Genomic DNA, 23,807 nt, shown 5'->3' with positions numbered 1-23,807 from the left:
CAGGACGATACAACGACCAACTAAATTGTTTGTTTCAATAAATTTGTTCTGCAATGGTACACAAATTGCTGGCAAAATTTGCAGATAATATAGTTAATCTCTAAAAATACGGAGTATGAATAAGTTTAAGAAAGTAACAACAAATCTACTCATTGCTTTTGCCGGAGCAGTTATCGCGGTAGCAGTTTATTCCGCCACTGTTGGCAAAACTAAAGTCGTAACCGTTCAGGAACCATCACAACCGGTTCAGCTGACCAGTCTTCCCAGCGCTCCTCAGGGAGGCGTACCCGATTTAACGTTCGCCGCTGAAAAATCGGTACATGCAGTTGTACACATTCAAACAATGATTAAAAACCAGACGTACGGTGGCGGTAGTGGAAATCCGCTTTTCGATTTCTTTTTCGGCGACCGGGGAGGACAGTATCAGCAACAACAACCACAGTATACGCGCGCGTCAGGTTCGGGAGTAATTATTAGTCCCGATGGTTATATTGTCACCAACAACCATGTAATCGATGGTGCAGAGAACATACAGGTAATCCTCAATGACGATCAAAAGTATCCGGCCAAGGTCATTGGACGCGATCCGAACACAGATATTGCTTTGGTAAAAATCGACGCAAAAAATCTTCCCTACCTCACGTGGGGCAATTCGGACGCATTGAAATTAGGCGAATGGGTTCTGGCTGTAGGAAACCCGTTTAACCTGACTTCAACCGTTACTGCGGGTATCGTCAGTGCCAAAGGACGTGCTATTGGTATTAATGCAGGTAAAATGCCGCTGGAATCGTTTATTCAGACCGATGCAGCCGTAAATCCGGGTAATAGTGGAGGCGCCCTGGTTAACACCCGTGGCGAACTGGTAGGTATCAATACCGCTATTGCATCGCGCACCGGTTCTTATTCTGGCTATTCTTTTGCTGTTCCTGCAGCCATCGCTAAAAAAGTAGTCAGCGACCTGAAGCAATATGGTGAAGTTCAGCGTGCAATGTTGGGGGTAACCATCCAGAAAGTAACATCACAGGTGGCCAAAGAGCATGACATCAAAAAAATTGAAGGTATTTACGTTAATAGCGTTACAGACGATGGCGCCGCAAAACACGCTGGAATAAAACCCGGTGACGTTATTCTGAAGATTGACAATACTACCGTGAATACCAACCCGGAATTGATGGAACAGCTTGGTAAACGTCGTCCTGGCGATCAGGTAACATTAACCATCAAAAGGGACGGTAAACTGAAACAATACGAGGTAACCCTTCGTAACACACGAGGAGACACAAGCATTTTGAAGGAATCCTTTTCAGTTCTTGGAGCAAAATTTGGAGCGGTATCCGATCAGGACATGAAACGCCTGCAACTAAACAGTGGTATTCAGGTGGATGAGTTGACCAAAGGAAAACTGAAAGATTTAGGTGTAAAAGAAGGATTTATCATCACAGAGATAAACAAAAAGCCTGTTTCTTCGGTTGATGATGTGAAACGTGCCCTGAATCAAACAGAAGAAGGTCGTCCAATCCTGATCGAAGGAGTTTATCCGAATGGACAATGGGCCTACTATGTTTTTAGAGTAGAATAAGTTAAATTGTTGGAGTCCGCTTCATTCTAGTGACTAATTATTTGTAAGACAATTCAACTTTTCGTAAATTTGCGGACTTTTAATCGGAGAGCATGAGACAACTTAAGATTACAAAATCTATTACAAACCGCGAGAGTGCTTCTCTCGACAAGTATCTTCAGGAAATTGGTAAAGAAGAACTTATTACCGTTGAAGAAGAAGTCGAACTGGCGCAACGTATTAAAAAAGGCGACCAGGCAGCACTCGAGAAACTGACACGAGCCAACCTTCGTTTCGTTGTTTCCGTGGCAAAACAGTATCAAAACCAAGGATTAAGTTTGCCTGACTTGATTAATGAAGGCAACCTGGGATTGATAAAAGCCGCCGAAAAATTTGACGAAACACGAGGCTTTAAGTTCATCTCGTATGCGGTGTGGTGGATTCGTCAATCTATTCTTCAGGCTCTGGCCGAACAATCGAGAATTGTCCGTCTGCCGTTGAACCAGGTAGGTTCTTTGAATAAAATCAATAAGGCATTCTCGAAGTTTGAACAGGAACATCAGCGCAAACCCTCTCCGGAGGAGTTGGCAAAAGAGCTCGATCTTCCGGCCGACAAGGTAGCCGACACCCTGCGTGTCTCCGGCCGCCATGTATCGGTTGACGCTCCGTTCGTTGACGGTGAAGACAATAGTCTGCTCGACGTCTTGGTGAACAACGATTCGCCCAACGCCGACCGCTCACTCATCGACGAATCGCTGGCAAGGGAGATTGACCGTTCTCTGGCTACTCTCACCGAAAGGGAAGCCGACATCATCCGTATGTTCTTTGGAATTGGCTGTCAGGAAATGACCCTCGAAGAAATCGGAGAGCGCTTCGGTTTGACACGCGAACGTGTTCGCCAGATCAAGGAGAAAGCAATCCGCCGCCTGAGACACACCTCTCGCAGCAAGTTGTTAAAAACTTACCTTGGATAAAGTAATCCAAAACACATTCAAGACAACAATCTTATACAGATAAGATTAGCCCCGCCGGAAGAGCGGGGTTTTTTTGTATTTTAAAGTGCTGAATTTTTTAAATCAAATCTGAAATTCTATCGCTTGCTTTTCTCGCCTGAGCGTTCGTTCAGCAACCCCTGAAGACGATACATCTCATCGCGCAATTGAGCAGCTTCGATGAAATCAAGCTCTTTGGCCGCTTTTTCCATCTCCTTTTTTGTATTGGCAATCGCTTTTTCCAAAGCATCCACCGTCATGTACTGCACAACCGGATCGGCAGCCACATCAGCAGGTGGCGGCCCCGAGTAAGCTTTCGGCGAGGTATCCGGTTCTTTCTCTTTCCGGTACTCGTACCCGATAATCTCGCGGGTAGCTTTAATAATTTGTTGAGGAGTAATATTGTGCTCTTCGTTGTAGGCCATCTGCTTCGCACGGCGACGGTTCGTTGAATCGATGGTTCGCTGCATTGACCGAGTGATGGTATCAGCATACATAATCACCAGGCCATTCAGGTTTCGGGCTGCACGACCAGCCGTCTGCGTAAGCGAACGCTCCGAACGCAGGAACCCTTCTTTGTCGGCATCGAGAATGGCAACCAGGGATACTTCAGGTAAATCCAGTCCCTCCCTAAGCAGGTTAATCCCGACCAACACATCGAATTCTCCCTTCCGAAGATCTTCCATAATCTGAACACGCTCCAACGTGTCCACATCAGAGTGAATGTACCGGGTTTGAATATCCATCCGGGTGAAATAGCTGGTGAGCTCTTCCGCCATTCGCTTGGTCAGTGTTGTCACCAGTATCCGCTCGTTCCGCTGCACACGCTGATGAATTTCTTCCATCAAATCGTCGATCTGATTGGTGCTGGGACGCACTTCAATCTTCGGGTCAAGCAAACCGGTTGGACGAATAATCTGTTCGACAACGACGCCTTCGCTTTTCTCCAGCTCATATTCTGCAGGCGTTGCGCTTACGTAGACAATTTGGTTGATAATATCCTCAAACTCCTCAAACTTCAACGGCCGGTTGTCGATCGCTGCCGGCAGGCGAAAACCATATTCCACCAAATTTACCTTTCGTGCCCGGTCGCCTCCGTACATCGCCCGTATTTGCGGAATCGTCACGTGACTCTCATCGATTACCATCAGAAAATCATCCGGAAAATAGTCAAGCAAACAGAACGGACGGGTTCCCGCCTTTCTACCATCAAAATAACGGGAATAGTTCTCAATGCCCGGACAGTATCCCAGCTCCCGAATCATCTCCAGGTCATAATTCACCCGGTCATCAATCCGTTTGGCTTCCGCCCGTTTTCCTTCGTTTTCGAAAAATTCGATCTGCTTCACCAAATCATCCTGGATTTGCCGGATGGCTGACTGCGTCCGCTCTTTCGTGGTAACGAAAATGGTAGCCGGATAAATGATAATATTATCGTGATCATCTATCGCCTGTCCGGTTTCCGGATCGAACGAAATCAGCTCTTCAATCTCATCGCCCCAGAAAACAATCCGGTAAGCATAATCGGCGTAAGCCGGATAAACATCCACCGTATCACCTTTCACCCGGAAAGTGCCCCGGTTAAAACTCACCTCGTTGCGCGAGTACATCGCATCGACGAGCTGACGCAGGAAAGCATTCCGGCTAACGGTATCCCCCACCTTCAACATCGACACGTTCTGATGAAAATCTTCCGGGTTACCGATACCGTACAGGCACGAAACCGATGAAACGACAATCACATCGCGACGCCCCGAAAGCAAGGCTGAAGTCGCACTTAACCGCAACTTCTCAATCTCGTCGTTAATCGACAAATCCTTTTCAATATATGTATCCGTTACCGGAAGATAAGCTTCGGGCTGGTAGTAATCATAGTACGAAACAAAATATTCCACCGCATTATCCGGGAAGAATTGCTTCATCTCGCCATACAACTGCGCTGCCAGTGTTTTGTTATGACTCAGAATGAGTGTCGGCCGCTCCACCTTCTCAATTACATTCGCCATCGTGAAGGTTTTCCCCGAGCCGGTCACCCCTAACAAGGTCTGGTGTTTGGCTCCCTCGTTGATCCCCTGGGCTAATTGATTAATCGCTTCCGGTTGATCACCGGTAGGTTGATATTCTGAGACAATTTTAAACTTCATAGCAAACGGTTATTCGTTTAGACCGAACCGGTAAGATACAAAAAAGTTCTCCTTCCGGCAGGAGGGAGAACTCTCTGAATATCGTATTATTTATACTAACGATGCAGAATAAAATAGACCGGGAAATGATCGCTGATTCCCCCGTAATAGTTGGGCCCGCCATATGTGCGGTTCGGTGCCATCACCCCATTTTTATTGTGGTATTCCATCCATTTTTCATGAAATACCTTCCCTGATGCAGGAACTGTCGTCCAACCACTTTTTGCCGTCAGCAAATCATGTGACACAACCAGGTTATCCAACATGTTCCAATTACCACGGAAGTAATAGGTTCCTTTTCCCTTCATCGAAGCCTGGTAAAGCAAACTGTGCAAAGTGCCGTCCGTACCCGGAATCGCCTGCAATACCTTGAAAAGACTCTTGTTTTCCGGTTCGTCATTCATATCACCCATGATAATGATCTTCGCATCGGGATTCAATCGGGTAATCGAATCTACCTGGGCACGGAGCACCGAAGCGACAAACACCCTTTTGGGCTGCGATTTTTCAAGACCACCCAGACGCGAAGGCCAGTGATTAACAAATACGTGAATGGTATCATTTTTACCGGAAAGCAACTTAGCGTAGAGAATATCACGCGTATGATAATCCGGATCGTCTTTAAAATGAATGCCAATGACCGTATGCGTTATCTCTTTGAAGATATCGGGGCGATAAAGCAGCGCCACGTCGATACCGCGGTAATCCGGGCTCTCTTCATGTATAATCTGATAATGAACAGGCGCCATACGCTTCGTACGGACCAAATCATTCAACACCGATTGATTCTCAATTTCGGCCATTCCGATCAATCCCGGCTTTCCAACCGTATCCACATCCATCAATACGTGGGCGATATCATTCAACTTTTTGGTATATCGCTCGGTGTTCCATTTTTTAGGAGATTCAGGACTGAACTCAAAATCACGTTCGCCTTGATTGTTAATGGTATCGAACAAGTTTTCCACATTGTAAAAAACAACCGAGGTAGCTTTCACTTTCGGCTCACTCTTTCTCGGCGTACTACACGAATTGATGAGCAGCAGGCTTCCTGCCAGCACCATCGATAGAAAAAAACGGTTATACTTCACGGCCAATGGTAACTTCATAGTATTTGGTAACATCAGTTGTAATCATACCGGCAGCTTCCGCTGCCTGCAAGCCCAGCTTTCCATCTTCGAAAACCTGACAATCGGTTGGTTTAATACGTATTAAACTGGCTGCTATCAAAAAAGTTTCGGGATCGGGTTTATGTTTCTTTACGTCTTCTGCTGACACCAGGTGTTCGAAACAATCTTTTACACCAGCCTTTTCCAGCGCCATCCAGGCTAATCTTTTATAACCACCAGTTCCGCAGGCCATGGGCAGTTTTCCGTGGTATTCGTGAATAAGTTCAACAACCGGCTCTACTGGCTTTACTTTATGAATGTTCTCCTCATAACGCAACTCCTTGATTCGGGTAAACTCTTCCGGGTCAAAATCCTTATTGAATTTTTCCTTTAACAGCTGGCAGGTTTCCAGCGCCGGCATTCCTGTTACCGATTCAAACAACGGAATCGTGAAATCAATGCCATACTCTTTCGCGGTGTCTCTCCATGCAATATAATGCACCGGCATCGTATCGCAAATCGTCCCGTCGATATCAAAAATAAGTCCGCGAGCACGCGGATCAACTTCTAACTTGTTATTCATAAAGAAATAAAAATAGACGTAAAAATAACGAATCCTTTGCTATCTGCCTATTACCTGGCAATTAGTTTAAGAAAACTTAAAATGGCTGACTTAACTGCTGAAAATTCCCTATTTTTCGCCAATACAATCAATCAAAAACCTCATGAGTAATAATCCGTTTTACTTATACACCATCATCCCGCAGTGGGGAATTTTTCTGGGAATTGGGCTGGTCATTTTTGGCTATGTAGAAAAGAAAGGAAAACTCAATTTAGCCGGATGGTTCACGATGGTAGCGACAGGACTTTTCGCCCTCGGTGTGAACCTCTTCGGCGACTTAAATCCTCATCCGTTACCCGATGGGAGTATGCCGATGGATTTCCAGGTAATATCGCTTGGCTGGCAGGCCGGAATTGGAGGAGTACTGGCTCTGTTTACCATTCTTCTGCGGCAGCGAAAAAGCAAAAGATACGCTATACTTGCCATTTTGACCGTCGCCTATGCTGTTGCCATCTTCTTCCAATACAATTATTTCATCAGAAGCGGAAAGGAAAAACCGGCGGTAACCCAGGAAGCACCGATGAAAGACTCTACCAAGTAAATCATCATGATTGCCCAAACACCTGAACCGACCTATTATGCTGTGATTTTCACTTCGGTAAGAACAGAAGGAGACAACGGCTATGCTGCCGCCGCTGAAAGGATGGTCGAACTGGCCAGACAGCAAGACGGATTTTTGGGCGTTGAAAGTGCGCGCGAGGAATTAGGTATCACGGTATCTTATTGGCGCGATTTGGAATCTATCAAAAGATGGAAAGAAAATGCTGAACACGCAGCAGTCAGAGAAAAAGGAAGAAGCGATTGGTATAAGAGTTTTAAAACCCGGATTGCCAAAGTGGAACGCGATTATGAATTCGAAAAATAGCAACCCACAATAAAAAAGAGGAAGGCCAAAAGCCCTCCTCTTTTTATATGATAGTAATTCAATCTCTACGCAAGTTTACTCAATGCATTTTTGATGCGGGAAATCGCCTCACGCAACTCCGCTTCCGAAGCAGCGTATGAAACCCGAAGACAATTCGGGTCACCAAAAGCGGCACCTGTCACCACGCCAACATGAGCTTCGTTCAACAAATACATGCTCAAATCGGTCGCATCCTTAATTTCAGTATCTCCCACCTTCTTACCAAAGTAGTAAGTCACATCGGGAAATACGTAGAAAGCTCCTTCCGGCTTGCTGGTTTTCAGTCCCGGAATTTCCGCCATCAGCTCCATCACCATGTCACGGCGTTTCTGAAACTGGGCCACCATTTTATACACCTCAGCATTATCGGAGTTAATGGCAGCAGCCGAAGCCATCTGAGCCACTGAGTTCGGGCCAGATGTATATTGTCCTTGTAATTTATTACATCCTTTCGCAATCCAGGTCGGAGCAGCAATGTAGCCAATCCGGTAACCAGTCATCGCGTAGGCTTTCGAAACTCCGTTCACAACGATTACCTGCTCCTTGATTTCATCAAACTGAGCGATGGACTCATGCTTTCCGCCGTAAGTGATGTATTCATAAATTTCGTCGGAAATAACGATGATATTGGGGTGTTTGGCAAAAATATCGGCGAAAGCTTTCAACTCGTCACGGGTATACAATTTCCCGGTAGGATTACTCGGGCTACTAAACAGAAATGCCCGGGTTTTTGGGGTAATGGCCGCCTCGAGCTGTTCCGGGGTAATTTTAAAACCGGAGTCAACCGAAGTTTCAATCACCACGTTTTTACCTCCCGAAAGCTTAACCAGCTCAACGTAAGTAACCCAGTAAGGAGCCGGTACAATTACCTCATCGCCCTCTTCAACCACCACTTGCAGCACATTGGCAAGTGAATGCTTGGCACCATTGGAAACCACAATCTGGTCAGGGGTGTAATCCAGACCGTTGTCGCGTTTCAACTTATTGACGATGGCATTCCGCAATACCGGGTATCCGGGAACCGGAGAATAATGTGAAAAATTATCATCCACTGCTTTCTTGGCAGCTTCCTTGATGAATTCGGGCGTGTCGAAATCGGGTTCACCCACTCCCAAACTAATTACGTCAATTCCCTGCTCTTTCAATTCACGGCTTTTTTGGGCCATGGCCAGGGTTTGTGAAACGGATAGACGTGCAATCCTGTCGGCAACTTTTTCCATAATAGTCTGAATCAGAAAATTTGTTCATTTACCGGCCAAACTATGTTCCGGTGAATTTTCGGTAAATTTCTTTATAATTGTTATAGTTTCCGAGGACAAAATAGAAAATTTTACTGGACCTCGACTCTTATAAATGGACAATTGACAAAAAAGTTCATCATATTTTAACAGATTAACAGTTTTTGTCACGAAAAATTTAAAATTTTCTCAAAATGGACGGCAATATCAACAGTTTTTATGAAATTCTAAAAATTACATTACCGGCCCTGGTTGTATTCCTCACTGCCTATTTTTTATTCCGCGATATGCTGGAAAATAGTCAGCGGCAAAGGGAATTTGAATTCAGGGTCGAAAACCAGGGACAAGTCACGCCGGTCAGGCTTCAGGCCTACGAACGGTTGACCCTTTTCCTGGAAAGAATTTCGCCACAATCACTTCTCAATCGCACCTTATCCGCTGATATTTCGGCCGTTCAGTTCCATTACGAGTTACTCAAACAAATCAGGCAGGAATACGAGCACAATCTTTCACAACAAATCTATGTATCGGTTACGGCATGGGAAGCGTTGAGAGGTGCTAAAGAGTCTTTGGTCATGCTGATCAATAAGGCTGCTGATGAAGTGAAAAAGGATGAGCCGGCCATCTCGCTCAGTAATAAAATTTTCCAGATGTACATGGAGCAGGATGATCAGCCGGTGTCCATCGCTTTGGCAGAATTGAAGAAAGAAGTTCGTATGTTCTTTTGATGAGAGATGAGAAATAACCTGCAGAAAATCTGGTCAATCGTTATTTTTTCACATTTTTTATGAGGATAATCTAAACAATTTCCCCCTACTATCGTGTTATCAACACAGAAACCACCGAACCATAAATCATGAAAACAGTAACGGTCAACCGAAAAGAACTTTTCGATACCCGGACACCTATCCTCAACACAGGAACTGCCGAAGAAATGCGGCAACGGATATTGACCTATTTTCACCAGACATTCGACATTGATGAACACCTTTTCGAGGTATTTGCTGATGAATCGGCCATGTACGAGCGGGCTGATCCGCTGCGTCATCCGTTGATCTTCTATTTTGGTCACACGGCTGTATTTTTCATCAATAAGCTCATTCTTTCTAAAATTATCGACGAGCGCATTAACCCAAAATTCGAATCGATGTTTGCTGTTGGCGTCGATGAAATGTCGTGGGATGATTTGGATATGAACCATTACAACTGGCCTCCGGTTGACGAAGTTCGCGCTTACCGGAAGCAGGTTTGCAACCGCGTCGAACAAGTGATCAAGGAACTCCCACTCACGATGCCCATCGACTGGAAAAGTCCGTTTTGGGTCATCATGATGGGCATCGAGCACGCACGCATTCATCTGGAGACCTCATCGGTACTTATCCGTCAGCTTCCGCTGAAATACCTTCAACCAATCGAAGGCTGGCATCTGTGTACCGAAAATGGTGACGCTCCGGCCAATTCACTGCTTCCGGTAGAAGGCGGAACGGTAAAAATGGGGAAAGATCGCCGGCATCCCTTGTACGGCTGGGATAACGAATACGGTCAGCACCAAGTCGAACTGAAACCGTTCAAAGCATCGAAGTTTCTCTGTTCAAACGGCGAGTTTCTCGAGTTCATAGAAGCAGGCGGCTACCGCGAAGAAAAATACTGGACCGAAGAAGGTTGGGCCTGGAAGAGTTACAAAGAAGCCGAACATCCTTTATTCTGGAGAAAAGACGGCAATGACTGGAAACTCCGGCTGGTATACAATGAAATCGACATGCCATGGTCCTGGCCGATAGAGGTCAACTACCTTGAAGCGAAAGCCTTTTGCAACTGGAAATCGGAAGTAACCGGCCGTTCCATCCGATTGGCCACTGAAGAAGAGTGGTACCGTTTGCACGATTTGGCACAAATCCCCGACCAGCCATACTGGGACAAAGCGCCCGGCAACATCAACATGGAACGCTACCAAAGTCCCTGTCCCGTTAATGAGTTTGGATTCGGCGACTTCTACGATGTAATCGGCAACGTCTGGCAGTGGACCGAAACGCCCATCACCGGTTTTGGCGGATTCAAAGTCCATCCTTTCTATGATGATTTTTCAACGCCAACGTTCGATCTAAAACACAATCTCATCAAAGGCGGCGCCTGGATTTCCACCGGGAACGAAGCCACCCGCGATGCACGATATGCCTTCCGCAGGCACTTCTATCAACATGCGGGTTTCCGTTATGTGGAATCGGAAAATCCGGTCGTCATTCAACGTGATGTCTACGAAACCGATCCGGAAGTCGTCCGTTACAGCCATGCCCAATACGGTCCGGGCTTGCACGGATTTCCGAACTACCATAAGGCCATTGCCGAAAGATGCATTAAAAAAATGCAGGGTAACACCGGACGGGCACTCGATTTGGGGTGCAAAACCGGGCGCTCGACCTGGGAATTGGCCCGTACATTCGACGAAGTAACCGGTTTGGATTTCACGGCAAGGAATATCCGTCTGGCTATCGAACTTCAGGAAAACGGGAATATGCAGTATATCTTCCCGGAAGAAGGCGAGCTGGTTTCCTACCATCAAATCAATCTGAAGGATTTGGATATGGAAGCATTAAACGGGAAAGTTGCCTTTTACCAGGCTGATGCTTCTAATCTGAAAGACCTGTACACAGGTTACGATCTGATTTTAGTAAACGACATTCTGGACGAAATGTACAATCCGGCCAGGTTCCTGAGCCAGGTACACGATAGGCTGAATGCCGGTGGTCTGCTGGTCATCGCATCCTCCTATAACTGGGACGAAGAGCGGACTGACAAAAACAACTGGCTGGGTGGCTACCGCGAAGACGGCGAACCGGTTTGGACCCGCGATGCTTTAACGCAGCTGCTCTCTGAAAACTTCGAGCCAACAGGTGATGACGAATATCTTCAGTCTGTATTGCCTTATTCCAAACGGAAATACGAAGTGAAAGATGTGGAAGTTTCCTTCTGGAAGAAACGTTAAACTTTGAATTAAATAAGCGCATAGTCCCTTGTCATTCAACATGGCAAGGGATTTTTTATTTGCTTTTTCGCCATCTGACGCTTCAGCAAAATATATTTCAGTTCATTCCTCCAAATTGACGGTTCAGTCCCTTTTCTCCCGTTCACTCTTCCCTTCACCGTAATTTTGCACCAAATCAAAATGTGAAATAACAATGAGAACCTCAGCGAAAGGATTTCTGACAACAGGTTTATTGATGGCAATAATCCTGTTTTTCAGCGCATGCCAGGAAAAAAAGAAAGAGCAAGCAACCATGCAAACGGTAAAAATTGATACGGTAATGCAAGGCCAGCAAGTACAATCCGTTCAATATCCCGGAAAAATTAAACCGGCCACAGAAGTTAATCTGGCTTTCCGCGTTGCCGGACCGATTCTTCGTTTTCCGGTTCAGGAAGGTCAGTTTGTGAAGAGAGGTCAGCTGATTGCCCAAATCGATCCGCGCGATTACAAAATTCAGCTGGCGGCCAGCCAGGCCAAGTACGACCAGGTTAAAGCGCAGGCCGACCGGGTGAAGGAGTTGTACAAACGCAACAGTGTAACGCCGAACGACTACGATAAAGCGATTTCCGGCTTAAAACAAATCACAGCAAAGCTAAATGCCGATCGCAATGCATTGAACGACACGCGGCTCGTTGCTCCTTTCGACGGATATGTACAAAAGAAATTCTACGATAACCACGAAACAGTCGATGCCGGCTACCCGATTGTTTCCTTCCTCAACACCTCACATTTTGAAGTAGATGCAGATATTCCGGCAACCGACTATATCCGGCAGAATCAATTTGCCGGCTTCTCCTGTACGGTGGATGTATATCCCAATCAGCCCATTCCGCTGAAATTGCTGGAGATTGTCCCCAAATCGAATATGAACCAGTTGTACCAGGCCCGCTTCCGTTTGGAACCGCCCAAAGACCTTCACGTTGCGGCAGGAATGAATGTCAATATAACCATCAATTACCTGACAGGAAACCAGGATTTGGTATTCGTTCCGGTAACCGCCGTGTTCGACCGGAATGGAAAATCGATGGTCTGGATTTATTCGCCGAAAACAAATCAGATCGAACCCCGCGAGGTAACCACACAGTCTGTTCGCAGCAATGGAACGATGGAGATCTCTTCCGGATTAAAAGCGGGTGAATTAATTGTCACAGCGGGCGTGCATTCGCTGAAAGAGGGACAGAAAGTAAAACCACTGGCACCGGTTAGCAAAACAAATGTAGGAGGGCTGTTATAATGAATTTGACTGAAAGCGCATTCAAAAATAAGCCACTGGTTTATTTTCTGCTTTTCGTCCTGATTGCCGGAGGGGCTTACTCATTTTTCAAGATGAGCAAGCTGGAAGACCCCGAAATCAAAGTAAAGCAGGCCCTGGTGGTAACCGTTTACCCGGGAGCATCGGCCCATGAAGTAGAACTTCAGGTTACCGATAAACTGGAGAAAGCCATTCGCTCGATGGGAGACATCAAAAGTATCGACTCCCGGTCGCTGGACAACTATTCAGAGATAAAAGTCGAGCTGAAAAGCACGACAAAAGCAAATGAGCTGGAAGAAAAATGGGATATCCTTCGCCGTAAGGTCCACGATGCCCAGGCTTCTCTACCTAGTGAAGCGCAGCAATCCATCGTTGTTGATGATTTCGGCGACGTGTATGGCATGTTCTACGCCATGACTGCCGATGGCTACAGCTATGAGAAAATGTCGGACTATGCCGATCTCGTAAAACGCGAGGTACAGGATATTCCGGGTGTCAGCCGGGTACAAATTTACGGAGAACGGAATCCTTGTATCAATGTAGAGTTCAAAGAGAACCGGATGGCCAACCTGGGCGTTCATCCCGCCGAGATTCTGAACACGCTGAACAGCCAGAATAAAACTGTTTACGCCGGCGAGTTCAATGCCGGAAGCAAACGCCTCCGGGTTGCCGTTAATGATACGTACAAGAGTATTGACGATATTAAAAATCTGCTGATCCAAGGCCACGAATCCGATCAAATCCGGTTGAAAGATGTGGCTACGGTGACCCGTGGGTACCAGGAACCGTACCGGCAACTGATGCGTTACGACGGACAGAAAGCGCTGGGAATCGCCTTTTCGATGGAGAAAGGTGGAAATATCATCAGTCTTGGAAAAAAAATCGATGCCAAGCTGGCCGAACTGCAGCAATCACGCATTCCGGCCGGTATCAGCTTTCACAAAGTTTTCTTCCAGCCTGATAAGGTAGAAGATGCCATCAAAGGTTTCATGGTCAATCTGCTCGAATCGGTATTGATTGTAATCGTAATCCTAATGATTACCATGGGTCTGCGAAGCGGCATCCTCATCGGTAGCGGTCTTATCATTACCATTCTGGGTTCGTTCCTGTTCCTGAATTTCTTCAACGGAACGTTGCAGCGTGTGTCGCTGGCATCACTGATTGTTGCCATGGGAATGCTGGTTGACAACGCTATTGTGATAGTTGATGGAATCCTCGTAGACCTACAAAACGGTGTTAAGAAGTCGAAGGCCTTGCGAAATACGGCGAAGAAAACAGCATTGCCCTTGCTGGGAGCCACGTTGATTGCCATCATTGCGTTTCTGCCCATCTTCCTGTCGCCCGATACCTCCGGTGAATATGTTCGTGACCTGTTCATCGTACTGGCTGTATCGCTGTTGCTGAGTTGGGTTCTCGCACTTACACATATTCCGATCATCGCTGATAAGCGGTTCAAGAAGTCGAAAATCAAAAGCAACGGCAAAGGTGCACATGAAGGTAAGATCTATGACTTTTTCAGGAAGACGTTGAACTTCCTCCTGTATCACCGTGCACTGACCATTGGAGCAACTGTTGTTTTGCTGGTCATCACCGGATTTTCATATCGGTACGTGAAACAGGGATTCTTCCCCGATTTGAGCTACAACCAGTTGTACATCGAGTATCGCGCTCATGGTGGAACCCGTATCGAGCAGGTGAACAGTGACCTGAAAAGCATGGAAGAATACCTGATGAAACAGCCGGAAGTAACGCATGTAACTACCAGTCTGGGTGGAACACCTGCCCGTTATAACCTGGTCCGCTCGATTGCTCAACCATCACAGAATTACGGAGAGCTCATCGTCGATTTCACCAGCCCTGATGTGCTGAAAGAGAAGATGGATACGTTGCAGAAATATCTGACAGCACATTATCCTCAGGCTTACGTCCGCATGAAACGCTACAACCTGATGTACAAGGAATTTCCGATCGAAGCACTGTTCACCGGTCCGGACCCGGCCGTTTTGAAAAAACTGGCCAAGAAGGCAGAAGACATCATGAAAGCAGAACCAACAGCTACGCTGGTGACCAACAACTGGGAGCCGGAAACACCGTACCTGAAGGTCGACTATTATCAGCCACTGGCTCGTCAGGCTGGTTTGTCCCGAAGCGATGTCAGCCTGGCACTACTGGCCGCCACCGATGGTTTGCCGGTTGGAAAGTATCACGAAGGAACACACACGCTTCCCATCTACCTGAAAAGCACCAATGCTGAAGGGAAACCGGTTCAGAAACTGGACAATATCCCGGTTTGGAGTCTGACTCCTACAACCGGAAATATCAGTCCGCAAGAGCTACGAGGCTTGTTGACCGGTCAGACGACGAAAGCCGACCTGCTGGAGAAAGCACTGGGTAGCAAGCCGCTCAATCAGGCGACCAAAGGCATTTCTCCCCAATGGGAAGAACCGGTCGTTCGACGACACAATGGCGAGCGGGCTATCAAAGCGCAGTGTAACAACGTACCCGGGCATTCGCCGGAAGAGGTGCGCCAGAATATCAAAAACAAAATCGAAGCTATCAAACTGCCCGAAGGTTACCATCTGGAATGGCAGGGCGAATATGAAGCCAGCAGCGAATCGCAGAAGTATCTGTTCATGCATTTGCCCATGGCGATTATCCTGATGATTGGTATCCTGATTGCCCTGTTCAGGGATTTCAAAAAACCAGCCATCATCCTGCTCAGTTTGCCGTTGGCTACCATTGGGATTGTTTCTGGTATGCTCCTTTCGGGAAAAGAGTTCGGCTTTGTCGCCATCGTCGGTGCACTGGGATTAATTGGTATGATGATTAAAAACGGAGTGGTGCTCATTGAGGAGATAGGCCTGCAAATCGAATCGGGGAAAGACCGCTACCAGGCGATCATCGATTCATCGGCTTCCAGGCTTCGTCCGGTAATGATGGCCTCCTTAACCACCATTCTGGGTATGATTCCGCTGCTACCTGATGATATGTTCGGCTCGCTGGCGGTCACCATCATGGCCGGCTTGCTGGTCGGAACGCTCATCACACTGATTTTTATACCGGTGCTTTATTCACTTTTCTTTCACATCCATCATCCCAAACGGGGAGCATCTAAAAAGTAATCAACCATGATACAACGAATTCATATATTCATTCTCATATTCCTTGCATCTGCAACGGTTGCTCATGCCCAGCTATCCCTCAACCGGGACAAATGCCGCGAGATGGCGCTGGAGTATAGCAAACAGATTAGCAAGGCCAACACACAGAAAGAGAAAGCCACGTATGACAAGAAGGCTTACCGGGCCAATTATTTCCCGAAATTATCGGCTACCGGAACGTTTCTCTATACGCCGAGGACCATCGATTACACGATCGATGGAGGCTACCTGCCGACCTACAAGCCGGATGCCAGCGGGCAGTTACAGCCCAACGTAATGGTCAATCCGTCCACAGGGCAACCGGTCATCGGTTCCGATGGAAATCCGGTATTTAACATGTATGCCTTCATGCCCGACGTCAACCTGGAAATCGGGCTCAAAGGTGTGGCATTGGCCGGAGTGAAACTCGAACAACCCATTTACATGGGCGGAAAAATCCGCAAGGCCAACGAAATGGCCGGAGTGGCAGAAGAGATAGCCAACGCCAATATCCGGTTGCAGCAATCAAACGTCATCTACGAAAGTGACCAGGCTTACTGGACTTACCTTACGCTGAAAGATAAAGTGAAGGCAGCCAAAGAGTACAAAAAGATGCTAGACGAACTGGTCAATATTTTGCAAAACAGTTACGATACCGGCATGAGTTCGCGCAACGATTTGCTGAAAGCAGAAGTGAAACGAAACGAAGCAGTATTGATGGTTCAGAAAGCGGAGAACGGGCGAGAACTGGCGCGCATGAATCTGTGTCGCATCATCGGGTTACCGCTGAATACATCAGTGACAGCAGCCGACAGTCTGACCATTGGGGTTATTCCCTCGACCAACCCGGAAGATGAGAATCCACAAAACCGCCCCGACTGGCAAATCGTCAAGAAGCAGGTGGAATTGAAGCAAAAACAGGTCGGACTGACGCGTGCTGATTTCCTCCCGCAGTTGGGCGCATCGGCAGGCTATAATTACCTGGAAGGTCCGAAAATAAACGGTTCAACCTATTCCGGTACCGCTTTCACGGCCATGGCTTCGCTCAAGATCCCTATTTTCAACTGGGGTGAAGGACGCAACAAAATCAAGGCAGCAGAGGCAGAGCAAGAGATGCAAAAAACCGATCTGCAGGACGTCACCGAGAAGATGACCCTCCAAATTGCCAAAGCCCGGTTTAACCTGAAAGATGCATTGACACGCTTGAATCTCACTGAAAAAGCACTGGAACAGGCCAAAGAGAATCTGAAGGAGAGCAAGGATAATTACGAGGTGGGCATGGAAACACTGGCCAATTACCTGGAAGGACAAGCGCAGTGGGAAAAAGCATTAAGCGATAATATCGATGCAAAATCGAGTGTAAAGCTGAGCGTTACACAGTACCTGAAAACCATTGGCAAACTGGCGCCGGGGAATGATACAGCAAAAAAGAAAGAATAGATTTTTGTAACCTGAGATGAGAAATTGATAAGCTGGGGGGAATCGTATCCAATCATTTTAGAGATGTAAAGAATTATGCTATATTTCGGGATAGGAGATAAAAAGGAAGGCATCATGTCGAACAAATTTCGCTTCACACTAGTCCGTCTGGGCATCGTGTCCCTGTTGGCCCTCCTGACCCTTCAGTTTGTCAATTTCATTTTAACTCCCACACAAAATCCGCTTAACGATTCATATCCGTATATACTGGCTATCATCGGCTTCAACTTATTGAGTGAAGGAAATATCCAAATCAACCGGTATTTGGACAAGAAAACGCCCTGGTTCTTCCGTATTGTGCCGCGGGTATTCAAGCAGGTTTCACTAAGCTTATTGTGGACCGCCATTGTCGGTATTGCCCTGTTTCAGGCCATTCCCAAAGACACCTGCGATCCGGGAGTGCACTTTCGTGGAATCATCCTGACCTATGTCTTTGGTGCCATCTTCGTACTCATTTTCAATAGTATTTTGTTCCTGCGAAGCTTCTTCTCCAACTGGCGGAATTCATTGATCGAGAATGAAAAACTGAAACAGGAAAAACTGAAATCGGAATACCGGGTCCTTCAAAACCAGATGAACCCGCACTTCCTGTTTAACAGCCTGAGTGTACTGATTTCAGAGATTCAATATAACCCGGATAAAGCGCAGGAGTTTGCGCGGAAAATGGCTGATGTGTACCGTTATGTATTGCAGCGCCGCGACGATGAAACCGTTTCGCTGGAAAAGGAACTTCAGTTTACCGAGAAATTCATCTTTCTGCATAAAATACGGTTAGGAGAAGCCATTTCACTGGACAACCAGGTGGAGCCGGAACTGCTGAAATCGCGGATTCCTCCTCTAACATTGCAGATTCTGGTGGAAAACGCCATCAAACATAACCGGGCAACCGAAAAAGAGCCCCTTCACATTTGGCTGAAAACAGATGCTGAAAAGATGACGCTGGAAGTCCGTAACAACCGGCAGGAAAAAACAACGACATTCAGCTCGGGTACCGGCCTGAATAACTTGTCGGACCGCTACCGTTTATTGTCCGGTAAAACCATAAAAATCGTTGAAACAGAAACGGAATTTGCAGTGCAGATCCCGCTTCTCGATTAAAATTGTACGGTATGAATGTGCTGATTATTGAAGATGAATTACCCACGCAGCGAATGATGACTGATTTGATCAGCAGCATCCGGCCCGACTGGCATATTGTTGCCTGTTTGGACAGCGTACGTGATTCGGTGGATTGGTTAAACACACATCCCAATCCCGATCTTATTTTCTCCGACATTCAACTTTCCGATGGCATCTGTTTCGAGATATTTGATGCCGTCCAGCCACAATCCTTCGTCATCTTCGTCACCTCGTACGACGAATACGCCATTCAGGCATTCCGTGTCAACAGCGTCGATTACCTGCTGAAGCCGATTGAACCAGCCATGCTGGAGAAAAGCATCGAGAAGCTGGACGCTATGCAAAAACAGGTGAAAGCGACCGAACTGTTGGGATCCGATTACAAAGAACTGGCGGAAGCGCTACTTAGCGGACAGAAGAAATACCGTACCCGGATGGCCGTTCCCACTGCCGACGGATTCGTGAAGATCAATATTAATGATATTGCTTTTTTCTACAGTTCACAAAAAACCACCACGGCCACCACTTTTCAGGAAGTAAATCATGTGGTCGACCATCCGCTGGATAAACTGGAGAAGCAACTCGACCCCGAACAATTTTTCCGGGCCAACCGGCAATTCATCATCAACATCGATGCGGTGAGCCGGGTGAACAACTGGTTCAACGGAAAACTCGTCGTGAAGACCAAACCCGAGTCGGAAGAGAAAATCATTGTCAGCCGGGAACGGGCCCGCTTCTTCCGCAACTGGCTGGATCGATGAAATCGTAATTGAACCTTTGAGATAGAAGATTCTATCTCAGGGATAGGATGTCATACCCTAAAACAGTAAAGCTCTCGTTCCAACATGGAAAAGTCTACCCCAAGGGCAGAAAGTCGGCCCCCTAAGGGTAGGAAATTCTATCTCAGGGGTAGGATGTCGTACCCTAAAACAGGAAAGTTCTTGTTTCAACATAGAAAAGTCTACCCAATAGGTAGGAAGTTGGTCGCCCTAAGGGTAGAAGATTCCACCTCAGGGGTAGGATGCCACACACTAAAGGAAGACCATAAAAAACAAAAACGCGCCAAACAGGCAGAACCTGCGGCGCGTTTTCAATTTGACCCAAACTATAGTAAAAAAGCTGTTTCTTATTGTGCAATGGCGTAATCTACCACCACATTGTTCACCAATAATTTGTTGCCATCGTATTGTGGCGTTCCGTTTGCCGGAACCAAAACCAGCATGGCTACGTCATTCGGTTCCAGTGTAAACTCCGTTTTTCCGGTCACATTCTTCCGAATGAAGCTATGTGTTAGGGCATTGTACAAATCAACGGGAGCCGAACCACAATCGATTTTGATGGCTTCTGCCTCCTTGTAAGGATTGTTGTACAGGTAAGTAGGATATGCTTTGTCGCGATAGAAATCGCAGGCCAGCAGGTTGAGCTGAAGAACTCCTTTCACGTTAGTAGTATCGATAATGCTACCGAAAACACCTGCCTGAGCACTTCCGTAAACGCTAAACTGGCTCACCCAGGGATTCTTGCCTTTCACCCAATTGGGGCCGTCACCCTGCGCTACCGGAGCTTTGATATCGGCAAACTGTTCGTAAGCTGATTTTTTAGTCAGGCCTTCGTAAGCAATCACTCCTTTGGTGACCGACTTCAACTGAGGAATCGTCTGGTGCTCATCCGGAATTTCATATGGATAAAAGAGATGAGCTGCATTCGCTGCATTCAGCATCCACTTGCCGACTACTTTCGACCAGCTCGGATCGTAGCGCACCATGGGAACCAATGCCCAGGCCACATCGAAGGTATTCATCAGGAAGGCATAACCGCCATTGTCGTAGGTACTGCCAACCAGTCCCGAAACGTCGAAACCGTTCCAGTTATCAGCTAAAACACCCCAACCTCTGCGGCATTTGGCATCTCCGTTAAAGGTCCATTTCATGATTTTGGTGAAATCATAATGAGTGCCTTCTTCGGCATTCAAACGGGCTGCCACATAAGCTCCGAAAGGCATCAAAATCTCGTAGAACGTGTTGTCCTTTTGACTGAGCAATGCATCTAAAGCCGATTTAGCGCCTTCGAGGTAACGCTTATCACCGAACTTCTTATACGCCGCATATAATACGTATGCGTGTCCAGCTGCTGCATCCTGCTGAGGACATATCTGGCTGTCTTCCGGTTCCAGTTTCCCGTAGTTAAAAAACGAATGATGATAGTTTCCGTTCAACACCGAATCGGCAGCCAAAAATTTATCAGCGATGGACCGAAGCAGCGGAGTTGCATTTTCCTCATTCGGATAGAAATTCATGATTCCGTAGTAGATGACATTCGGAAAAACATCGTACCACCAATCACGGCCATAACCACCCCCCAATAAAGCCACGTCGGGACAGGTATTGTTCATCATAATATCCCAACCAGTATCTTTGTTGAAATAATTCCGAAGCATGTTCACGTAATCTTTGCCATCCTGGTTGGATTTGTCAATGCCCATCAGGGTCGCTCCGAGAACTGCTCCCATCGTCGTGAGCGACTCGTGGAACATTCCGTCATGATGATCCGGTCCCTGACGAACGTCGCCAATGGCGGTATAAAGGCCGAATGTTTTCTGCGGAAAATTCTTTTGCGAATTGTCTGTCCAGATAAGCGGCCAGTAATCGCCCCGTTGTGTTGAGTCGAAAACCAGCTGATCGAATTTCCGGGCTTTCGCTTTCCAGTCAAGCATTTTATAAGGCGAAGGCAAATCGGGCATTTGACCGATCCGCTCCAGCATTTTTTGCTGCACCTTATCCTGATGACGCAACTCAGGCTTAGGAGCACATGATGCCAACATCAGAATAATGGCTGCCAACAATGATATTTTCTTCATGGTTTAGTATTTTGATTTGATGATATTCTGTGCAACGAAAATGGACAATAACTGCAACAAACCGATAATCACCAGCGCATATTTCAACGCAAAATCTTCGCCGATGTAGGTTGCCATCAGAATGAAAAGTCCACATCCAATCAAACGTCCCAAATACAATCCCAACTCGTGATTCAGAATATACGTAAATTGGTTTCGCTTTTCAATAGCTGCTACCGTGTCAATCACCTTTAACTGAATCGGGAAATATGCCACATCCAACAATGGACGGGCCATTACCAGACACAACATGAAAAGTATCACGCCCAGCGAGGAATAAAGTCCTGCATTAATGAAACTTCCGGTAGCAAATAACAGCAACCCAAACGAAAAGATGTAAATGCGGTGCTTCGGTTTCGCCATTCGTCCGATGAGATAGAGGACAATAGCAGAAAAAATGGCTCCAATAGCCTGAACGGTTCCAAGTACGTCTTCGTTTCCAACCAGCTTCATGATTAACATGGCCGGAGCCGTAACAATATATCCCTGCGCCAGTCCTTTCAGCGATGCCAATCCCAGCATTTTCCGCCAGAGAACATGAAAACGGAAATATAGAAAACGTTCTTGTTTTGGGTTAACAAAATTACCCCGGTGAACCACAATCGAAGAGATAATGGTTAACAGGAAAACCGACGCGGTAACGATTCGGTACGCCATGTTGGTATTTCCTCCGAACCAATGATACTTATCGGTTGCTCCGATGAATACGCCCACTACATAGGGTACTATCACCCCCGTCAGCGTGTAGAAAAATGATTCCAGTCCGTAATAGTAGTTACGGTTATTATCGTCGGTTGTCTCCAGCGCCAGAAAATCGCGGTTGGCCCAGAAAAAACCGTAGGATAGTCCCATGATCAATCCGGCAACACCAATGCCGGTCGCATCCAACTCATGGAGCATCATCATGGCCGACATCGAAACGCCACTCAGCAGCATTCCGAACGAGTATAGCCAGGCGATTTTTATCTTCCGGAGAAGAAATCCGTTGATAGCAAAAGTTAACGGAATACCGGAATAAAGTGCCAACTGAAAGATAACCACCAGCTTGGCTTCGTGCGAATTTCGCATGATATAAGCACCGATAAACATCTCGATAATCGGCAGTACCAGCGAATAAATTAAATTCGTAATCAGTAATATCCGCATGCCCTTGGGATAGGTATTAAACACGCGGTATTCGTTAACCAGTTTATTCAGCATAATTCCTCAGTTGAGATCATTCGTTTTCTAATGCAGTGACTCCAAAATCTCTTTGACAGAAAATTTTGCACCGCAAATCACTTCATCGGCCGCACCGTAATACATGGTAATTTCATCACCATCCACTAGATGGCCGTTGGTAAAAATGACATTGCCGAAAAATCCGGTCTTTTCATATTCTTCTGCCGGCATCATGATAGGCTCTTCGGAACGGGCCAGCACTTTCGACGGATCGTCAATATCCAGCAACAAAGCACCCAGGCAATACTGGTTGTCCTCGTTGGCTCCATGGTAGATTTCCAGCCAGCCTTCATCCGTTCGAATCGGAGCGGCACCGGCACCAATGCGCACACTGTCCCACTTTCCTTTCCGTGTTTGTGCAATACACTGATGATTTCCCCAGTGATCACCATCCGGTGAACTGGCTAACCAGATATAATTTCCTCCTAATTCCGGACTGCTCGGACGATGAAACGCATAATAACGACCGTTGATCTTCTCCTCAAAGATGGCACTGTCCTTATTGTGCGCGGGAAATATCATCCCGTGATATTCGAATTCTTTCCAGTCTTTGGTTGTCCGGAGCCCTACTCCTACGCCCAAATGTGAAACGGCAGTGTAAGTCAAATGATAGGTATCCCCAATTTGTGATACCCGGCAGTCTTCAATTCCGTAAGATTCATGAATTCCCTTTCCCGTGAGCAACGGATATCCTTCCGGTTCATGAAAATGAACGCCATCATCGCTGCAAACTAGGCGCAAGTGCGAAATCGTTGTCAGATAATCTTGTCCCTGATAGCTGATAACCCGGGGATCGGACAAATCGAGATCCGGATCATCATTCTTGAACTCCATAATCTGTAACTCACCATCTTCACTGTAAACAGGAAAAGTCGTGAATCCTTCTTTCTGCTCGGGACGTTCGGCTACCCGAAGCAACATCCATATCTTTCCATCGTACCGGAACACTCCCGGATTGAGCAAACATTCAATTTTCAACCCCTCACTGCTCGGTTTCAGATCGCCGGGGCGTAAGATCGGGTTCCCGGCGAATCTCTTTGCCATATCCATAACTAGCTTTTTGTCTTTTTCT

The 23,807-nt window shown here is 46.7% G+C and carries 18 protein-coding genes; 11 read left to right on the top strand and 7 right to left on the bottom strand.

Annotated elements, in window-relative coordinates; all coding sequences use genetic code 11:
• The first annotated feature begins 115 nt into the window (after window positions 1-115).
• Both AC060N_RS03285 and AC060N_RS03280 read left to right on the top strand, forming a co-directional pair.
• Complete coding sequence (locus AC060N_RS03285; RefSeq protein ID WP_479525868.1) at window positions 116-1,579, top strand: Do family serine endopeptidase; 1,464 nt, start codon at window positions 116-118, stop codon at window positions 1,577-1,579.
• Window positions 1,580-1,671: 92 nt separating this feature from the next.
• Complete coding sequence (locus AC060N_RS03280) at window positions 1,672-2,532, top strand: sigma-70 family RNA polymerase sigma factor (protein ID WP_106542986.1); 861 nt, start codon at window positions 1,672-1,674, stop codon at window positions 2,530-2,532.
• A gap of 116 nt (window positions 2,533-2,648) precedes the next feature.
• Here the strand turns inward: AC060N_RS03280 and uvrB are convergent, their stop codons facing one another.
• The 3 genes from uvrB to AC060N_RS03265 form a co-directional block, all read right to left on the bottom strand.
• Window positions 2,649-4,694 (bottom strand): excinuclease ABC subunit UvrB, encoded by a 2,046-nt coding sequence (gene uvrB, locus AC060N_RS03275; RefSeq protein ID WP_479525867.1) that lies wholly within the window; start codon window positions 4,692-4,694, stop codon window positions 2,649-2,651.
• Between the two features lie 95 nt (window positions 4,695-4,789).
• Window positions 4,790-5,842 (bottom strand): endonuclease/exonuclease/phosphatase family protein, encoded by a 1,053-nt coding sequence (locus AC060N_RS03270; RefSeq protein WP_463233037.1) that lies wholly within the window; start codon window positions 5,840-5,842, stop codon window positions 4,790-4,792.
• A complete protein-coding gene (locus AC060N_RS03265) occupies window positions 5,814-6,425 on the bottom strand; it encodes an HAD family hydrolase (RefSeq protein WP_479525866.1) in 612 nt (203 codons plus the stop codon). The genes AC060N_RS03270 and AC060N_RS03265 overlap by 29 nt, the downstream gene beginning before the upstream one ends.
• 142 nt (window positions 6,426-6,567) lie before the next feature.
• Here AC060N_RS03265 and AC060N_RS03260 point away from each other — a divergent pair, with 142 nt between their 5' ends.
• On the top strand, window positions 6,568-7,005 hold the full coding sequence (locus AC060N_RS03260) for a hypothetical protein (RefSeq protein ID WP_479525865.1): 438 nt from the start codon (window positions 6,568-6,570) through the stop codon (window positions 7,003-7,005).
• A gap of 6 nt (window positions 7,006-7,011) precedes the next feature.
• A complete protein-coding gene (locus AC060N_RS03255; RefSeq protein WP_479525864.1) occupies window positions 7,012-7,329 on the top strand; it encodes an antibiotic biosynthesis monooxygenase family protein in 318 nt (105 codons plus the stop codon).
• A gap of 65 nt (window positions 7,330-7,394) precedes the next feature.
• On the opposite strand, the gene AC060N_RS03250 is transcribed toward AC060N_RS03255, so the two are convergent.
• Window positions 7,395-8,588, bottom strand: a complete 1,194-nt coding sequence (locus tag AC060N_RS03250) for a pyridoxal phosphate-dependent aminotransferase (RefSeq protein ID WP_479525863.1) — start codon at window positions 8,586-8,588, stop codon at window positions 7,395-7,397.
• Between the two features lie 212 nt (window positions 8,589-8,800).
• On the opposite strand from AC060N_RS03250, the gene AC060N_RS03245 reads away from it, so the two are divergent.
• From AC060N_RS03245 to AC060N_RS03215, 7 genes are all read left to right on the top strand, one after another.
• A complete protein-coding gene (locus AC060N_RS03245; RefSeq protein ID WP_479525862.1) occupies window positions 8,801-9,334 on the top strand; it encodes a DUF7935 family protein in 534 nt (177 codons plus the stop codon).
• Window positions 9,335-9,462: 128 nt separating this feature from the next.
• Window positions 9,463-11,589, top strand: a complete 2,127-nt coding sequence (gene ovoA / locus AC060N_RS03240; protein WP_479525861.1) for a 5-histidylcysteine sulfoxide synthase — start codon at window positions 9,463-9,465, stop codon at window positions 11,587-11,589.
• 193 nt (window positions 11,590-11,782) lie between these two features.
• Window positions 11,783-12,862, top strand: coding sequence for an efflux RND transporter periplasmic adaptor subunit (locus tag AC060N_RS03235; RefSeq protein WP_479525860.1), 1,080 nt, complete (start codon window positions 11,783-11,785; stop codon window positions 12,860-12,862).
• Window positions 12,862-16,002 (top strand): efflux RND transporter permease subunit, encoded by a 3,141-nt coding sequence (locus tag AC060N_RS03230; protein ID WP_479525859.1) that lies wholly within the window; start codon window positions 12,862-12,864, stop codon window positions 16,000-16,002. The genes AC060N_RS03235 and AC060N_RS03230 overlap by 1 nt, the downstream gene beginning before the upstream one ends.
• Window positions 16,003-16,008: 6 nt before the next feature.
• Window positions 16,009-17,460 (top strand): TolC family protein, encoded by a 1,452-nt coding sequence (locus AC060N_RS03225; RefSeq protein ID WP_479525858.1) that lies wholly within the window; start codon window positions 16,009-16,011, stop codon window positions 17,458-17,460.
• A 114-nt stretch (window positions 17,461-17,574) separates the two neighbouring features.
• Window positions 17,575-18,597, top strand: coding sequence for a sensor histidine kinase (locus AC060N_RS03220; protein WP_479525857.1), 1,023 nt, complete (start codon window positions 17,575-17,577; stop codon window positions 18,595-18,597).
• Between the two features lie 11 nt (window positions 18,598-18,608).
• Window positions 18,609-19,379, top strand: a complete 771-nt coding sequence (locus AC060N_RS03215) for a LytR/AlgR family response regulator transcription factor (RefSeq protein WP_479525856.1) — start codon at window positions 18,609-18,611, stop codon at window positions 19,377-19,379.
• 365 nt (window positions 19,380-19,744) lie between these two features.
• Here the strand turns inward: AC060N_RS03215 and AC060N_RS03210 are convergent, their stop codons facing one another.
• From AC060N_RS03210 to AC060N_RS03200, 3 genes are read right to left on the bottom strand one after another with little or no spacing between them, the layout of a single operon-like run.
• The gene (locus tag AC060N_RS03210) at window positions 19,745-21,475 is read right to left on the bottom strand and encodes a hypothetical protein (protein ID WP_479525855.1); all 1,731 of its coding nucleotides are present in this window, start codon (window positions 21,473-21,475) and stop codon (window positions 19,745-19,747) included.
• Between the two features lie 3 nt (window positions 21,476-21,478).
• A complete protein-coding gene (locus AC060N_RS03205) occupies window positions 21,479-22,714 on the bottom strand; it encodes an MFS transporter (RefSeq protein WP_479525854.1) in 1,236 nt (411 codons plus the stop codon).
• Window positions 22,715-22,741: 27 nt separating this feature from the next.
• A complete protein-coding gene (locus AC060N_RS03200) occupies window positions 22,742-23,779 on the bottom strand; it encodes a glycoside hydrolase family 130 protein (protein WP_479525853.1) in 1,038 nt (345 codons plus the stop codon).
• Window positions 23,780-23,807 lie beyond the last annotated feature (28 nt).

Source organism: Prolixibacter sp. DSM 2831 (genome assembly GCF_056493735.1).
Note: the sequence above shows the minus strand (reverse complement) of the source record. Positions and strands in the feature narration are given on the sequence as shown.

Excerpts from the sequence above, each read along its gene's own strand:
- AC060N_RS03265 (WP_479525866.1), bottom strand. The coding sequence starts at position 6,425 with ATGAATAACAAGTTAGAAGTTGATCCGCGTGCTCGCGGACTTATTTTT.
- ovoA (WP_479525861.1), top strand. The coding sequence starts at position 9,463 with ATGAAAACAGTAACGGTCAACCGAAAAGAACTTTTCGATACCCGGACA.
- AC060N_RS03205 (WP_479525854.1), bottom strand. The coding sequence starts at position 22,714 with ATGCTGAATAAACTGGTTAACGAATACCGCGTGTTTAATACCTATCCC.
- AC060N_RS03230 (WP_479525859.1), top strand. The coding sequence starts at position 12,862 with ATGAATTTGACTGAAAGCGCATTCAAAAATAAGCCACTGGTTTATTTT.
- AC060N_RS03200 (WP_479525853.1), bottom strand. The coding sequence starts at position 23,779 with ATGGCAAAGAGATTCGCCGGGAACCCGATCTTACGCCCCGGCGATCTG.
- AC060N_RS03225 (WP_479525858.1), top strand. The coding sequence starts at position 16,009 with ATGATACAACGAATTCATATATTCATTCTCATATTCCTTGCATCTGCA.
- AC060N_RS03235 (WP_479525860.1), top strand. The coding sequence starts at position 11,783 with ATGAGAACCTCAGCGAAAGGATTTCTGACAACAGGTTTATTGATGGCA.
- AC060N_RS03250 (WP_479525863.1), bottom strand. The coding sequence starts at position 8,588 with ATGGAAAAAGTTGCCGACAGGATTGCACGTCTATCCGTTTCACAAACC.
- AC060N_RS03260 (WP_479525865.1), top strand. The coding sequence starts at position 6,568 with ATGAGTAATAATCCGTTTTACTTATACACCATCATCCCGCAGTGGGGA.
- uvrB (WP_479525867.1), bottom strand. The coding sequence starts at position 4,694 with ATGAAGTTTAAAATTGTCTCAGAATATCAACCTACCGGTGATCAACCG.
- AC060N_RS03245 (WP_479525862.1), top strand. The coding sequence starts at position 8,801 with ATGGACGGCAATATCAACAGTTTTTATGAAATTCTAAAAATTACATTA.
- AC060N_RS03255 (WP_479525864.1), top strand. The coding sequence starts at position 7,012 with ATGATTGCCCAAACACCTGAACCGACCTATTATGCTGTGATTTTCACT.
- AC060N_RS03280 (WP_106542986.1), top strand. The coding sequence starts at position 1,672 with ATGAGACAACTTAAGATTACAAAATCTATTACAAACCGCGAGAGTGCT.
- AC060N_RS03270 (WP_463233037.1), bottom strand. The coding sequence starts at position 5,842 with ATGAAGTTACCATTGGCCGTGAAGTATAACCGTTTTTTTCTATCGATG.
- AC060N_RS03215 (WP_479525856.1), top strand. The coding sequence starts at position 18,609 with ATGAATGTGCTGATTATTGAAGATGAATTACCCACGCAGCGAATGATG.
- AC060N_RS03285 (WP_479525868.1), top strand. The coding sequence starts at position 116 with ATGAATAAGTTTAAGAAAGTAACAACAAATCTACTCATTGCTTTTGCC.
- AC060N_RS03220 (WP_479525857.1), top strand. The coding sequence starts at position 17,575 with ATGTCGAACAAATTTCGCTTCACACTAGTCCGTCTGGGCATCGTGTCC.
- AC060N_RS03210 (WP_479525855.1), bottom strand. The coding sequence starts at position 21,475 with ATGAAGAAAATATCATTGTTGGCAGCCATTATTCTGATGTTGGCATCA.